Origin of the sequence: Modestobacter versicolor, assembly GCF_014195485.1 — a bacterium.
Classification (GTDB): Bacteria; Actinomycetota; Actinomycetes; order Mycobacteriales; family Geodermatophilaceae; genus Modestobacter; species Modestobacter versicolor.
Map to the genome: position 1 here is coordinate 604,591 of NZ_JACIBU010000001.1, position 12,893 is coordinate 617,483.

Sequence of the window (12,893 nt, forward strand, 5' to 3'; positions counted from 1 at the left end):
GGTGCGCCTCGGGACGAGGCCGTGAGACCGCCCCCGCACGACACCTGACTCGAAGGAGAGCCCCGTGCCGCCGCTCCACGACATCGCCCACCTCGCCCACGTCGAGGTCCTCACCGACAAGCCCGACGAGTGCCTGGACTTCTACGTGCGCTACCTCGGGATGACCGAGAACGGGCGGGCCGGCGACTCGGTCTTCCTGCGCGCCTGGGACGACTACGAGAACGCCACCATCAAGCTCACCGCCGCGCCGCAGCCGGGGGTGGGGCGGACCAACTTCCGGGCGAGCACGCCGGAGGCGCTGCAGCGGCGGGTCGCGGCGATCGAGGCCACCGGGCTCGGCCGCGGCTGGCAGGACGGCGACCCCGGCTACGGCCCGGTCTACGTCTTCACCGACCCCGACGGCCACGAGATGGGCGTCTACTACGAGACGGAGTGGTACCGGCCGGAGGGCGACCTCAAGCCGGCGCTGAAGAACCAGGCGCAGGCCTACCCCGGTCGCGGGGTCAGCGTGCGGCGCATCGACCACATCAACTACCTGGGCGTGGACCCGGTCGCCAACCGCGACTTCGCCGTCGACGTGCTCGGCGGGATGGTCACTGAGCAGATCGTGCTCGACGACGGGGTGGCCGGCAGCTGGACGACGTTCACCAACAAGGGCTACGACGCGGTCTGGACCCGGGACAACACCGGCACCGCCGGCCGGCTGCACCACCTGTCCTTCGCCGTCGACAGCCGGGACGACGTCATCCGGGCCGCCGACCTGGCGCTGGAGCACGGCATCCACATCGAGACCGGGCCGCACAAGCACACCATCCAGCAGAGCTTCTTCCTCTACGTCTGGGACCCGGCGGGCAACCGGATCGAGCTGGACAACCCCGGCGCCCGGCTGGTCTTCGCCCCCGACTGGAAGCCGATCGACTGGTCGGCGGCGGAGCGCGCCAAGGGGCAGGCGTGGGGGCTGCAGACGATCTCCACCTTCCACACCCACGGCACGCCACCGGTGCCGCAGCAGCAGGCGTGAGCACCCGGATCGCCGTCCTCGGCCTCGGTGAGGCCGGCTCGGAGATCGCCCGCGACCTGGTCGCCGCCGGGGCCGACGTGCGGGGCTACGACCCCAAGGGGCTCCGGGTGGGCGGCGTGCAGGAGCGGGGGAGCGAGGCGGCGGCGGTCGCCGACGCCGACTGGGTGCTGAGCGTCAACAGCTCCCACGACGCGATGACCGCGCTGACCAACGCGCTGCCCGCGCTCCGGCCCGGCACCGTCTGGGCCGACCTCAACACCGCCGCCCCGGCGCTCAAGACCGCCCTCGCGGCGGCCGCCGGGGAGGCGGTGCAGGTGGTCGACGTGGCGCTGATGGCGCCGGTGCCGGGCAAGGGGCTCCGGACGCCGATGCTGGTGTCCGGGCCGGCGGCCGAGCGCTACGCGACCGTGCTGTCCGGCCTCGGTGCCGAGGTCACCGTGCAGCCCGGGCCGGTCGGCGAGGCCATCTCCCGCAAGCTGCTGCGCAGCGTGTTCTACAAGGGGCTGGCGGCGGCGGTCGTGGAGGCCCTGGCCGCCGCCGAGCAGGCCGGTTGCGCCGACTGGCTGCGGGGCAGCATCAGCGCCGAGCTGGCCGGCTTCGACGACCGCTCGATCGACCGGCTGGTCGACGGCACGCACCGGCACGCCCGCCGTCGGGCCGACGAGATGGCCGCCGCCACCGAGCAGCTGGTCGACCTGGGCGTGCAGCCGCGCATCGCCGCGGCCGCCCGCGACCTGCTCGTCCAGCTCCGCGACACCCAGGAGGCAACACCGTGATCATCGACTGCCACGGCCACTACACGACCGCGCCGGCCGCGCACACGGCCTGGCGGGAGGCGCAGGTCGCCGCCTGGGAGGCCGGCACCAGCGCACCGGCCTACCCGGTGATCAGCGACGACGAGATCCGGGAGACGATCGAGGGCAGCCAGCTGCGGCTGATGGACGAGCGCGGCATCGACCTGACGGTCTTCTCCCCGCGCGCCTCGGCGATGGCCCACCACGTGGGCGACGCCGCGGTGAGCCTGGAGTGGGCTCGCCGCTGCAACGACCTGATCGCCCGGGTCACCGCCCTCTACCCGGACCGGTTCGTCGGCGTCGCGCAGCTGCCGCAGTCGCCGGGCGAGCCGATCGAGGGCTCGATCGCCGAGCTGCGGCGCTGCGTCGAGGAGCTGGGCTTCATCGGCTGCAACCTCAACCCCGACCCCAGCGGCGGGTTCTGGACGTCGCCGCCGCTGACCGACCGCAGCTGGTACCCCTTCTACGAGGCCATGGTCTCCCTCGACGTGCCGGCGATGGTGCACGTCTCGGCGTCGGCGACCCCGGTGTTCCACGCGACCGGCGCCTACTACATCAACGCCGACACCACGGCGTTCATGCAGCTGCTGCAGGGCTCGCTCTTCACCGACCTGCCCGACCTGCGGCTAGTGATCCCGCACGGCGGGGGAGCGGTGCCATACCACTGGGGCCGCTACCGCGGGCTGGCGGACATGCTCGGCCAGCCGCCGGTGGAGTCCAACGTCATGGGCAACGTCTTCTTCGACACCTGCGTCTACCACCAGCCGGGCATCGACCTGCTGCTGGACGTGATCGACACCCGCAACGTGCTGTTCGGGTCGGAGATGGTCGGCGCGGTGCGCGGCATCGACCCGCGGACCGGGCACCACTACGACGACACCCGCCGCTACGTCGAGGCGTCCGCGCTGGACACCGACGCCCGGACGGCGGTCTTCGAGGGCAACGTCCGGCGGGTGTACCCGCGGCTCGAGGCGCGGCTGGGCGCCCAGCGGTGACCCCGGTCCCCGGGGCGGCCGCTCAGGTCGTCTCGGGGACCCGCAGGTGCGCGATCGGCACGTCGAACTCGGCGCTGTCGACCACCTCGATGCCCATCGCGGGGGCGAACTCGTCGCGGAACTCCCGCGCGCCCTCGCCGGCCTGCGCGAACGTGTCGTCGCTGTCGTAGGAGATGGCGGCGACGGCCAGCCCCTCGGACCGTCGGACCATGATGCTGACGCTGCAGAACCCCGGCAGGTCGTCGAGCTTGGGCATCAGCGACAGCCGGACGGCGTCGACGGCGCGGTCGACGGCGTCGGGGGCGGTGCGCAGCCAGGTCACCCGCGAGCGGGCCGCCTGCCGCGCCTCCAGCACCCGGTGCATCGCCGCGATCTCCCACTCCTGCAGCTCCGGCTCCCCGCCGAGGATCTCCGCGGTGCGCTGCGCCGAGGCGCGCACGCCCTCGCGGCTGGCGCGCATCGCCGCCTCGTCCCGCCAGGAGGTGGTCACGATGCACCGGCCCGAGGCGGGGTCGGCCAGCATCGACAGGCCGACGCAGCCGTCCATCGCCCGGACCTCCGGCATGACCTCGTCGCGGACGAAGTCCGTCGCCGCGCCGACCGAGCCGGGGTCGCCGTGGATGGTGGTGGACCGGGCGTGCATGTCGGCCATGCGTCCTCCTGGTGCAGCAGGGGCGTCGTCCACGCCGGTGGCGCAGCAGACAGCGTGCCCGCTGCCGGGCGGGGGGCGACAGTCACGGACGACCGGTCCGGCCTACGTCGATTGTCGCGGCCTGGGTCACACCTCCTGCACGCCGGGAGAGGTCATCTGCGGTACCCGTCACACCGTTTCGCTGCGTAGGTTCACGACGGCACCACCTGCTGAGGCCGGACCGGCCTCGGGCACCCGACCGGAGGAGGAGACCCGATGACGCGGCCTGCTGACGCCCAGCACGGAGTCCTGGTGCTGAGCTGCCAGGATGCCCCGGGCATCGTCCACGCGGTGTCCGGCCTGCTCGTGCAGGAACGGTGCACCATCCTGGAGAGCCACCAGTTCGACAGCCCGGCGAGCGGCATGTTCTACATGCGCGTCGAGTTCGCGCACGTCGACGGCGAGCCGCTGGACTTCGACCACCTGCGCCAGGCGTTCGAGGAGACCGCCGGCCGGTTCGACATGAGCTGGCGGATGAGCGACACCGCCGTGCGCCAGCGGGTGCTGATCATGGTCAGCCAGTACGCGCACTGCCTCAACGACCTGCTGTTCCGCAACTCCATCGGCGAGCTGCACCTCGACGTGGTCGCCATCGTGTCCAACCACCCGGACCTGAAGGGCATCGCCGACTTCTACGGCGTCCCGTTCCACCACGTGCCGGTCACCCGGGACACCAAGCCGGAGGCCGAGGCCCGGCTGCTGGAGATCGTCCGCGCCGAGCAGGTCGACCTGGTCGTGCTGGCCCGCTACATGCAGATCCTCTCCGACGGGCTGTGCCGCGAGCTGGCCGGCCAGGCGATCAACATCCACCACTCGATGCTGCCCAGCTTCAAGGGCGCCCGGCCCTACCACCAGGCGCACGCCCGCGGCGTCAAGTTCATCGGCGCGACCGCCCACTACGTCACCGCGGACCTGGACGAGGGCCCGATCATCGAGCAGGAGATGCTCCGCGTCGACCACTCGCTGAGCCCCGAGCAGCTCGCCGCCCGGGGCCGCGAGGCCGAGACCCGGGCCCTGGCGCACGCCGTCCGCTGGCACACCGAGAACCGGGTGCTCGTGCACGGGAGCCGCACGGTCGTCTTCGAGTGACGGCGGCCGGTCGGCCGGTCCGGGCACGCTGAGCCGGGACCGCCGGGGCCATAACCGCCGGGCCGGGGAGGCCGGGCGGGGGCACACTGGGCCGAGGGCGCTCTCCGCGGCGGTCCCGGACCGTAACCGCCGACGAGGGGGACGCTGCGTGCAGGAGCCGACGCGAGCTGGTGGACCGCGGGCCCGATCGTGGACCGGCCGGCTGGCCGCCGTCGCGATCGCCGGCACGCTGGGGTGGTCCCTGGCGCCCGGCGCGGCCGGTGCCGCGCCGTCCGACGAGCAGGTCAGCGCCGCGCAGCAGGCCGCCGATGCCGCCGCCGCGCAGGTGGGCCAGGCGCTCACCGAGCTGGGCGACGCGCAGGCGGCGATCACCGCGGCCGAGTCCGCCGCCGCGACGGCCCGCGCGCGCTACGACGAGGGCCTGTCCGGTCAGCGCGCTGCCCAGGACGCCGCGGCCACCGCGGCCGGCGCCGCGCAGCAGGCTGAGCAGGAGGCAGCGGTGGCCCGCGGGGCGGTGGCCGACTTCGCCCGGGACAGCTACATGGGCACGACCACCTCGCCGGGCCTGCAGGCGCTGCTGACCGCCGACGACCCGGCCCAGGTGCTGGAGCGGGCCGCGCTCCTCGACGCCGTGGGGCGCAGCCGGTCCGCGGTCGCCGACCGGCTCACCGACACGCAGCAGCAGGCCGCCGACGCCGCCGCCGCGGCCGAGTCCGCGGTGGCCGAGGCGGCGGACCTCGCGCAGCGCGCCGCCGCCGACCTGGCCGCCGCCGAGCGGCAGGCGCAGGAGGCCCGCCGGCAGGCGGCCGAGCTGGCGGCCCGGCAGGCCGCGGTGCAGGCCGAGCTGGCGGCGGCGCGGGACGCGGTGGTGGCGCTGCAGGCCGAGCAGGCCCGGAAGGCCGAGCAGGCGCCGCCGCCCGCCCCGGCGAGCCCGCCGCCGAGCACCCGGCCCGCCCCCGCGGCGAGCGCCCCGGCGCCCGCGCCGGCCGCCCCCGCCCCGGCTGCCCCGCCGCCGGCCGCGGGGAACGACTGGGACGCGGTCGCCCGCTGCGAGTCCGGCGGCAACTGGAGCATCAACACCGGCAACGGCTACTACGGCGGCCTGCAGTTCAGCCAGTCGACGTGGGCGGCCTACGGCGGCACCGCCTACGCCTCGCGTGCCGACCTGGCCAGCCGGGAGCAGCAGATCGCGGTGGGCGAGGAGGTGCTGGCCGGTCAGGGGGCGGGCGCCTGGCCGACCTGCGGCAAGCTGCTCTGAGCTGACCCGGCCGCTCAGTCGGCGTCGCGCTGCCGGTCGATCTCCCGGAGCACGGTCTTCCGCCCCCGGCCCAGCTCCTCCTCGGCGCGCCGGGCCCGGTCGAGCTGGCTCGCACCGTGCATCCCGGCCACCCGGGCCCGCGCCTCGGCCGCGGGGAGGTCGATCAGCTCGGCGGCGGCCCGGGCCTCCCGGGCCGCGTCGGTGTTCGGCGCGTGCTGCTCGTCGGCGTCCCGCTTGGCCCGGTCGGTGGCCCGCTGCTCGGCCGGGGTGAGCAGCTGCCAGGCGGCGTCGGGAAGGTAGCGCGCGGTGCCCCCGCCGTCCCGGGCCCGGGTGCTGCCGTCGGCGGTGTGCCAGTCCTGCCCGGTCCACTGCTGCAGGTGCTCCTGCGACTCCGTCCGCCGGCCCTCGTGCCGGTAGCCGCCGCCGTGCTGCTCGTACTCGGTGACCAGCAGCTGGCTCTTCCGGGCGCTCCACTGGCCGGGCCGGCCGCCGCGGTCACCCGCCTCGAGCTCCTCCTTGAGCCGGGCCCGCAGCTCCGGGTCGGTGTAGTCGTCCGCGTAGTCGTCCGCCGTCTTGCCGCTCATCCCGCGCCGGTACCCCGTAGCGCCGGGGCACGCGCGCCACCCGGCGCCCGCGCCGCGGACCCGTGCACCGAGACTGGTGGCATGAGCGCACCCACCACGGCCGACCAGCTGCTGGACGAGGCGACCCGGGTCGCCGACCACCTGCTGGAGGTCCAGACCCGGGTGAACGCGCAGATCGACGCGACGCTGGCCGAGCTGCTGCCCGGCGTGCAGCAGCGGCTGGGCGTCGCGCCGGCGGCGGAGGGCGACCTGGCCGGCCTGGTGAACGCGCGGATCACCGGGCTCAGCGTCGTCGTCACCCCGGCAGCGGTCGCGGCCGTCGTCCCGCTGTCGGCGGCCTCGGTCGCCACCACCCGGGACGCGCGCCGCGCCGTCACCGACGTGCTGGCCGGCCGCGACGACCGGCTGGCCGTCATCGCCGGGCCCTGCTCGATCCACGACCCGGCGGCGGCGCTGGAGTACGCCGGCTTCCTCGCCCGGATGCGCGAGCGGCACGGTGCCGACCTCGAGGTGCTGATGCGGACCTACACGGAGAAGCCGCGGACCGAGGTGGACTGGAAGGGCTTCGCCTACGACCCGTTCCTGGACGGCTCCAGCCGGATCAGCGTCGGGTTGGTCGCCACCCGGATGCTGATGCGCGCGATCACCGCCCTGGGCGTGCCGGTGGCCGCCGAGCCGCTGAACGCGCTGACGCCGCAGTACGTCAACGGGCTGGTCACCTACAACGGCGTGGGCGCGCGCAACGTCACCGACCAGACGGCCCGGGAGCGGGTGTCCGGCTTCTCCTCCGTCGTCGGCTTCAAGAACTCGCCGGAGGGCAGCATCGACGCCGCGATCCAGGCGGTGATGACCGCCCGGGCCCCGCACGAGTTCCTCGGCGTGGACGCCCACGGGGTGACCGCCCAGCTGTCGACCACCGGCAACGACACCGGCCACGTCATCCTGCGCGGCGCCAAGGACGGCCCGAACTACTCCGCGGCGCACGTCGCCGACCTCAAGCGGGCGCTGGCGGCCCGCGGGCTGCCGGAGGTCGTCGTCGTCGACGCCTCGCACGGCAACAGCCAGAAGGACCACCGCCGCCAGGCCGAGGTGGTGCGCGACCTCGCCGGGCAGGTCGCCGGGGGCGAGCAGGCGATCCGCGGCGTGATGGTGGAGAGCAACCTGGTCGCCGGACGGCAGGACCTGGACCGCCGGCACCCGGAGGCACTCGAGTACGGCAAGAGCGTCACCGACGCCTGCGTCGACCTGCCGACCACCGAGGCGCTGCTGGCCGAGCTGGCCGCGGCCGTCCGGGCCCGCCGGGGCACCGCGGCCGGCTGACCGCGACGGCGGAGCTGCGCCGGGAGCGCAGCTCCGCCGCGGGGCACCGTCAGCCGGTGACGACCGCGATCTCGTTCGGCGTGGCCGGCAGCTCGGCGGTGGCCAGCACCTCGCCGGTGGCCAGGTCGACCGCGTGCACCGCGTCGGTGGCCGGCTCGGTCACGTAGGCGGTGCCGTCGTGCACCTTGACCGCCGGGTGCGGGTCCTGCCACTCGGCCGGCCCCTCCCAGGGAGCGATGACCGGGTGGCTGGCGAGCAGCTCACCGGTCTGCTCGTCGAGCACGTGCAGGCTGCCGTCCGTGCCGAGCACCACCGCCTCGCCCGCCGGGCCGCGCGCCAGGTCGCGGAAGGTGTACTGCACGCCGGCCGGCAGCGGGACGACGCGCAGGGTGGCCGTGGCGGTGTCGATCAGCGCGAGCTGGCTGAGCAGGTAGCCCTCGGCGTCGGGGTCGGCGTTGTAGTCGCCCAGCGCCACCGGTGAGTCCTCGGTGGTGAAGACGTTGCCGGTGCGGCCGTAGGCGTCGGGCGCGGTCAGCTTGGTGAAGGCGCCGTCGTAGAGCAGCACCCCGTCGGTGCAGCCGAACACCGCGACCTCCCCGGGCACGGTGCCCTCGCCGTGCACGTTCGGGCAGTCCTCGGACCGCGCCACCTCCTCGCCGGACGGGTCGAGCACCCGCACGCCGGTGCGCGACTCCTCGTCGCCGAGGGTGGACAGCAGCGACCCGTCGGCCAGCTCGATCGCGACGCCGTGGTGCGCCGCCTCCGACGTCCAGCTGCGCGTCTCCGGCAGCCCGTCGGCGGTGAGCAGCTCCTCGGTGCGGAAGGAGCTGATGTCGCCGGTGCCGTCGGCGAAGAGCACCGTGCGGTCGCCGTGCACCACGACGTGGCCGGCGGTGTCGGCCGCGAACACGTCGTCGGTGAGGGCGGGGTCGGTGGCGTAGGAGGTGCCGTCCTGGGTCCAGACGCCGGCATCGAGGACCTGGAAGCCCTCCTCGGTGGTGACCAGGGCGTGCCGTCCGTCGCCGGCGGCGTTGACCCGGAGGAACCCGTCCAGCGCGTGGTCGCCGACCACGTCGAGGGTCTCGGCGTCCAGCACCAGCAGGCCGCCGTCGTAGGTCAGCGTGAGCCGGGGCTGCGGCGCGGGCACCGTCTCGGCGGCGGTGTCCGTGGCGGTGGTGGACGGGGCGGAGGCGTCGGCGTCGGTGCTCGAGGAGCAGCCGACCAGGAGCAGGCCGGCGGCGCCCAGGCCGAGCAGCCGGGCCCGGGGCCGGGGGTGAGTGGTGGTCATGGAACCGACTCTAACGGGAACCGTTCTCATTCTCATCAGCGGGTCAGCTCAGCCCGGCCACGATGTCCTCGGTGTTGGCGCGCATCATCTGCAGGTAGCTCTCCGCGCCACCGCCCGGGCCGGTCAGCGACTCGGTGAACAGCGGCACGACCGCCACCTGGACGCCGGCCTGCTCGGCCAGCACCTGCACGAGCCGGTCCGGCTGCGACGAGTCGGCGAACACCGTGCGGACACCGGCCTCCCGGATCGCCCCGGCCAGGTCCTCGAGGTCGCTCGCGCTCGGCGAGGCCAGCGTGGTGCCGCTCGGGACGACCGCACCGACGACGGTGAAGCCGAACCGCGCCGCCAGGTAGCCGAAGACGTGGTGGTTGGTGACCAGGTCCCGGCGCTCGGCCGGGATGAGCTCGAACTGGGCGCCCATCCAGGCGTCGAGATCCTCGACCTCGGCCCGGTAGGTCGCGGTGTCGGCCGCCAGCCGGTCCAGGTCGACGTCCGGGACGTGCTCGGCGACCGCCTCGGACACCGCGTCGACGACGGCGACCATCTGCTGCGGGTCGGTCCAGAAGTGCGGGTCCACCCCCGAGGCGTCCTCGGTCGTCCACTCGACCGGGTCGACGGCGTCGCCGGCCTCGACCACCGGCACGCCGTCGTCGCGGGCCGCCTGCACGTGCACGGCGAGCCCCTCCTCGAGGCCGAGGCCGTTGGCCACCAGCAGGTCCGCGGCCCGCATCCGGGCGGCCTCCTGCGCCGACACCTCGAACGAGTGCGGGTCGGCGCCGTCGGGCATGAGCACGACCACCTCGGCCTGCCCGCCCACCAGCTCGCCCACCACGTCGCCGAGGACGTTCGTGGTGACCACCACCAGCGGCCGGTCGTCGGCGGTGGCCCCGCAGCCGGCGAGCGCGCCGGCGGTCAGCAGCAGGGCGGCGGCGGTCCGGGTGAGTGCCCTCATCGCCCGGTCTCCGCGAGGTGGTCCGGGGTGACCGCGGTCGGGAAGGTGCGCGCGAGCCGGGCGCCGTCGGCGTAGTCGACCTCCACCAGCTGGTCCTGGTCCGGCACGTTCAGGTACGCCCGGTCGGCGTCCACCTGCAGGACGACGTCGGCAACCTGGTCGGGTGCGACCAGCGGCTCGGTGGCGGCCAGGGCGCCGGTGGCCGGTTCCAGCACGACCACGCGGCCGCCGGTGTCCAGGCCCACCACCCGGTCCTGCGCGTCGTCGGCGGCGACCGCCTGCGCCCACGGCGTGGCGGTCGGCACCAGCTGCCAGCTGCGGGCCCGGGTGTCCAGCAGCCACACGCCGTGCTGCCCGGCGGGGGCGGCCAGCACGGGCCGCCCGGCCCGGTTGGCGAGCGAGACCGCCCGGTCCCCGTCGGCGACGGGCGACGGGTAGGGGATCCGCTCGAGGGTCACCCCCTCGGCGGTCTCGGTGGCGAGCACGGCCCCGTCGGCGCAGGACACGACCACCCCCACCCGGGTGGCCGCCCCGCCGCGCGGGTCGGTGCAGGGGGCCTCGGTCCCGGTGGGGTCACCGCCGTCCTCCCGCACCTCGACCGACGCCGGTCCGGTGGCGACGACCCGGCTGCCCAGGGGCACCAGCGCGCCGTCGTGCGGTACGCCCGCCGAGGTGGCGACGGTCTCGATCTCGCCCTGGCCGAGGGCCGCGCGGTCGAGCACCACGCCCGCGCCCGTAGTGGGGGAGAAGAGCGCGGTGAGCGTCTCCGAGGAGGCCGCCCGCACCTCCCCGGACCACGCCAGCGTGCCGACGACGCGGGCCGGTGCCCGGTAGTAGTGCACGTGGTCGCCGTGGTCCACGGTCCAGGTGCCGGTGTCGACGACGCTGAGCCGGCCGGCCGGGCCCGAGGTGAACAGGAACCGCCCGTCGCTGGCCACCGCGTCGGTGCGCCCGACCTCGCCCACCGGGGCGGACTCGCCGGTGAGCAGGTCGAGGGCGTGCACCGAGCCCGCCTCGTCCAGGTGGGTCAGCTGGAGCTGGGGCTCGCCGAGCTCCTCGGCCCCGGCGACGTACCCGTGACCGCCGGTGGGAGCCGGTCCGGCCCCGGTCGTGCCGGCGGGGGAGTCGGCGGCGGAGTCGGCGGCGCACCCGGTGGCGAGCAGCGCGGTGGCGCAGGCTGCGACCACCGGTGCGGACCAGCGGGTGCGCGGGGCGGGCGGGGGCAGGGGGCGGGGCACGAGGAGCTCCTCGGTTCGGGTCGGGTGGGGTTCAGCGGCGGACGACGGCGCGGGCCACGACGGACAGGCCGACCGACCCGACGGCGCAGGCTGCGATGGAGGCGCCGCCGGCGGTGCCGGCGTGCCAGGACAGGAGCAGGCCGGCCAGCACCGACAGCGCCCCGAGGAGGGCACCGAGCGCCATGGTCGAGGGCACCCGCCGGGTCCACTGGCGGGCCGCCGCGGCCGGTGCGAGCAGCAGCGCCACGACCAGCAGCGAGCCCAGCGACTGGTAGGAGGTGACGACGGCGGCGGTGACGGTCAGCACCATGACGACGTGGGTCGACCGCGGGCGCAGGCCCAGCGTGGCGGCGGTCCGGCGGTCGAACGCCAGGGCCAGGAACGAGCGGTGGAACAGCGCGCAGACGCCGACCAGCACCACCAGCGCGGTGCCGACGACGAGCAGGTCCGGCGTGCGGATCGCCAGCACGTCGCCGAAGAGGATCGCGGTGACGTCGGTGGCGAAGGACCGCGAGCGGGAGACGATCACCACCCCGAGCGCCAGCATGCCGACGAACAGCAGCCCGATGGACGTATCGGCCGACAGCCGGGCCCGGCGGGCGACGACACCGACCCCGACGCTCATCACCCCGGCGCTGACCGCGGCGCCGAGCACGGGTGGCCAGCCGGCGAGGGTGGCCACCGCGACCCCGGGGAGCATGCCGTGGGCGAGCGCCTCGCCGAGGAACGCCATCCCGCGGACGACGACCCAGGTGCCCACCACCGCGCACATCGCCGCGGCGAGGACCCCGCCGAGCAGGGCGCGCTGCATGAAGGGCAGCGTGAACGGGTCGATCAGCCAGGCCATGCCGGAGGACTGTACTGGGAACGATTCTCAGTCTTGCTAGCCTGGTCCGGTGCCGGGAGCCGAGGTCGACGTCGTGGGGCTCACCGTCCGGCGCGGCGAGGTGCTGGCCCTGGACGGGGTGTCCGCCCGGCTGCCGGCCGGCGCGGTGACCGCGCTCGTCGGCGGCAACGGCGCCGGGAAGTCGACGCTGCTCGACGTGCTCGCCGGGGTGCTGGAGCCGACCTCGGGTCGGGTGGACCGGCCGGCCGGGACGACGGTGGCCTACGTGCCGCAGCGCAGCGCCGTGCCCGACGACCTGCCGGTCACGGTGGGCGACACGCTCGCCATGGGCCGCTGGCGGGAGCTGGGCCGGTGGCGGCGGCTGCGCGCCACCGACCACGCGCTGGTCGCCGAGTGCGCCGACCGGCTGGGGCTCACCGGCGTGCTCGGGGTGCCGCTGTCCGCGGTGTCCGGCGGGCAGCGGCAGCGGGCGCTCGTGGCGCAGGGGCTGGTCGCCCGGGCCGGCCTGCTGCTGGTCGACGAGCCGACCGCCGGGGTGGACGCCGCCACCCAGGCCGTCGTCCTGGCGGCGCTGGCCGAGGAGGCGGCGCGTGGGGCCGTCGTCGTCCACGCGACCCACGAGCGGGCCGCCGTCGACCGCGCCGACCGGGTGCTGACCCTGGTGGCCGGGCGGGTCGACGGCGACCGGACCACGGCGTCGCTGCCGGCCGGCTGACCCCGGGCCGGGAGCGGCCGGCGGGTGTTCACCCGGTCGTCGCCGGGCCGCCTTGTTGCAACGCGTGTGCAACAACTAGCTTCTTGCCACGAGTTCGCAAC

At 75.4% G+C, this 12,893-nt stretch carries 13 protein-coding genes; 7 read left to right on the forward strand and 6 right to left on the reverse strand.

All coding sequences use genetic code 11. The annotated features are described in order from the left end of the window. Nucleotides 1-64 precede the first annotated feature (64 nt). Genes FHX36_RS23765 through FHX36_RS02870 form a run of 3 tightly spaced genes read left to right on the forward strand, consistent with a single transcriptional unit; the run spans nt 65 to nt 2,810 of the window. The gene (locus FHX36_RS23765; protein ID WP_110552052.1) at nt 65-1,021 is read left to right on the forward strand and encodes a VOC family protein; all 957 of its coding nucleotides are present in this window, start codon (nt 65-67) and stop codon (nt 1,019-1,021) included. Further along, nucleotides 1,018-1,797 carry an NAD(P)-dependent oxidoreductase gene (locus tag FHX36_RS02865; protein ID WP_110552053.1) on the forward strand — a complete coding sequence of 260 codons (780 nt, stop codon included), beginning with the start codon at nt 1,018-1,020 and terminating at the stop codon, nt 1,795-1,797. The genes FHX36_RS23765 and FHX36_RS02865 overlap by 4 nt, the downstream gene beginning before the upstream one ends. After that, a complete protein-coding gene (locus tag FHX36_RS02870; RefSeq protein ID WP_110552054.1) occupies nt 1,794-2,810 on the forward strand; it encodes an amidohydrolase family protein in 1,017 nt (338 codons plus the stop codon). Before FHX36_RS02865 ends, FHX36_RS02870 begins: the two co-directional genes overlap by 4 nt. Nucleotides 2,811-2,832: 22 nt before the next feature. On the opposite strand, the gene FHX36_RS02875 is transcribed toward FHX36_RS02870, so the two are convergent. Beyond that, complete coding sequence (locus tag FHX36_RS02875; RefSeq protein WP_309147307.1) at nt 2,833-3,462, reverse strand: putative quinol monooxygenase; 630 nt, start codon at nt 3,460-3,462, stop codon at nt 2,833-2,835. Between the two features lie 255 nt (nt 3,463-3,717). Between FHX36_RS02875 and purU the strand changes: the two genes are divergently transcribed. Together purU and FHX36_RS23770 are read left to right on the forward strand one after the other, a co-directional pair. Continuing rightward, nucleotides 3,718-4,590 carry a formyltetrahydrofolate deformylase gene (gene purU, locus FHX36_RS02880; RefSeq protein WP_110552055.1) on the forward strand — a complete coding sequence of 291 codons (873 nt, stop codon included), beginning with the start codon at nt 3,718-3,720 and terminating at the stop codon, nt 4,588-4,590. A 148-nt stretch (nt 4,591-4,738) separates the two neighbouring features. After that, on the forward strand, nt 4,739-5,848 hold the full coding sequence (locus FHX36_RS23770; RefSeq protein ID WP_343056559.1) for a transglycosylase family protein: 1,110 nt from the start codon (nt 4,739-4,741) through the stop codon (nt 5,846-5,848). Nucleotides 5,849-5,862: 14 nt separating this feature from the next. Here the strand turns inward: FHX36_RS23770 and FHX36_RS02890 are convergent, their stop codons facing one another. Continuing rightward, nucleotides 5,863-6,432, reverse strand: coding sequence for a hypothetical protein (locus FHX36_RS02890; RefSeq protein WP_183513474.1), 570 nt, complete (start codon nt 6,430-6,432; stop codon nt 5,863-5,865). 81 nt (nt 6,433-6,513) lie between these two features. Between FHX36_RS02890 and FHX36_RS02895 the strand changes: the two genes are divergently transcribed. Further along, nucleotides 6,514-7,752 (forward strand): 3-deoxy-7-phosphoheptulonate synthase, encoded by a 1,239-nt coding sequence (locus FHX36_RS02895; RefSeq protein WP_110554030.1) that lies wholly within the window; start codon nt 6,514-6,516, stop codon nt 7,750-7,752. Between the two features lie 49 nt (nt 7,753-7,801). On the opposite strand, the gene aztD is transcribed toward FHX36_RS02895, so the two are convergent. Genes aztD through aztB form a run of 4 tightly spaced genes read right to left on the reverse strand, consistent with a single transcriptional unit; the run spans nt 7,802 to nt 12,077 of the window. After that, a complete protein-coding gene (gene aztD, locus FHX36_RS02900) occupies nt 7,802-9,040 on the reverse strand; it encodes a zinc metallochaperone AztD (protein WP_110554029.1) in 1,239 nt (412 codons plus the stop codon). Between the two features lie 43 nt (nt 9,041-9,083). Next, nucleotides 9,084-9,992 carry a zinc ABC transporter substrate-binding protein AztC gene (gene aztC, locus FHX36_RS02905; RefSeq protein WP_110554028.1) on the reverse strand — a complete coding sequence of 303 codons (909 nt, stop codon included), beginning with the start codon at nt 9,990-9,992 and terminating at the stop codon, nt 9,084-9,086. Next, nucleotides 9,989-11,230 (reverse strand): ABC transporter, encoded by a 1,242-nt coding sequence (locus tag FHX36_RS02910; RefSeq protein ID WP_183513476.1) that lies wholly within the window; start codon nt 11,228-11,230, stop codon nt 9,989-9,991. The genes aztC and FHX36_RS02910 overlap by 4 nt, the downstream gene beginning before the upstream one ends. 31 nt (nt 11,231-11,261) lie before the next feature. Next, the gene (aztB, locus tag FHX36_RS02915) at nt 11,262-12,077 is read right to left on the reverse strand and encodes a zinc ABC transporter permease AztB (RefSeq protein ID WP_110553320.1); all 816 of its coding nucleotides are present in this window, start codon (nt 12,075-12,077) and stop codon (nt 11,262-11,264) included. Between the two features lie 49 nt (nt 12,078-12,126). Here aztB and aztA point away from each other — a divergent pair, with 49 nt between their 5' ends. Beyond that, the gene (gene aztA / locus FHX36_RS02920) at nt 12,127-12,792 is read left to right on the forward strand and encodes a zinc ABC transporter ATP-binding protein AztA (RefSeq protein WP_220036028.1); all 666 of its coding nucleotides are present in this window, start codon (nt 12,127-12,129) and stop codon (nt 12,790-12,792) included. The last annotated feature ends 101 nt before the right edge of the window (nt 12,793-12,893 follow it).

Coding starts and splice junctions, on each gene's coding strand:
- FHX36_RS02875 (WP_309147307.1), bottom strand. CDS start 3,462: ATGGCCGACATGCACGCCCGGTCCACCACCATCCACGGCGACCCCGGC.
- purU (WP_110552055.1), top strand. CDS start 3,718: ATGACGCGGCCTGCTGACGCCCAGCACGGAGTCCTGGTGCTGAGCTGC.
- FHX36_RS02890 (WP_183513474.1), bottom strand. CDS start 6,432: ATGAGCGGCAAGACGGCGGACGACTACGCGGACGACTACACCGACCCG.
- FHX36_RS02895 (WP_110554030.1), top strand. CDS start 6,514: ATGAGCGCACCCACCACGGCCGACCAGCTGCTGGACGAGGCGACCCGG.
- aztD (WP_110554029.1), bottom strand. CDS start 9,040: ATGACCACCACTCACCCCCGGCCCCGGGCCCGGCTGCTCGGCCTGGGC.
- aztC (WP_110554028.1), bottom strand. CDS start 9,992: ATGAGGGCACTCACCCGGACCGCCGCCGCCCTGCTGCTGACCGCCGGC.
- aztB (WP_110553320.1), bottom strand. CDS start 12,077: ATGGCCTGGCTGATCGACCCGTTCACGCTGCCCTTCATGCAGCGCGCC.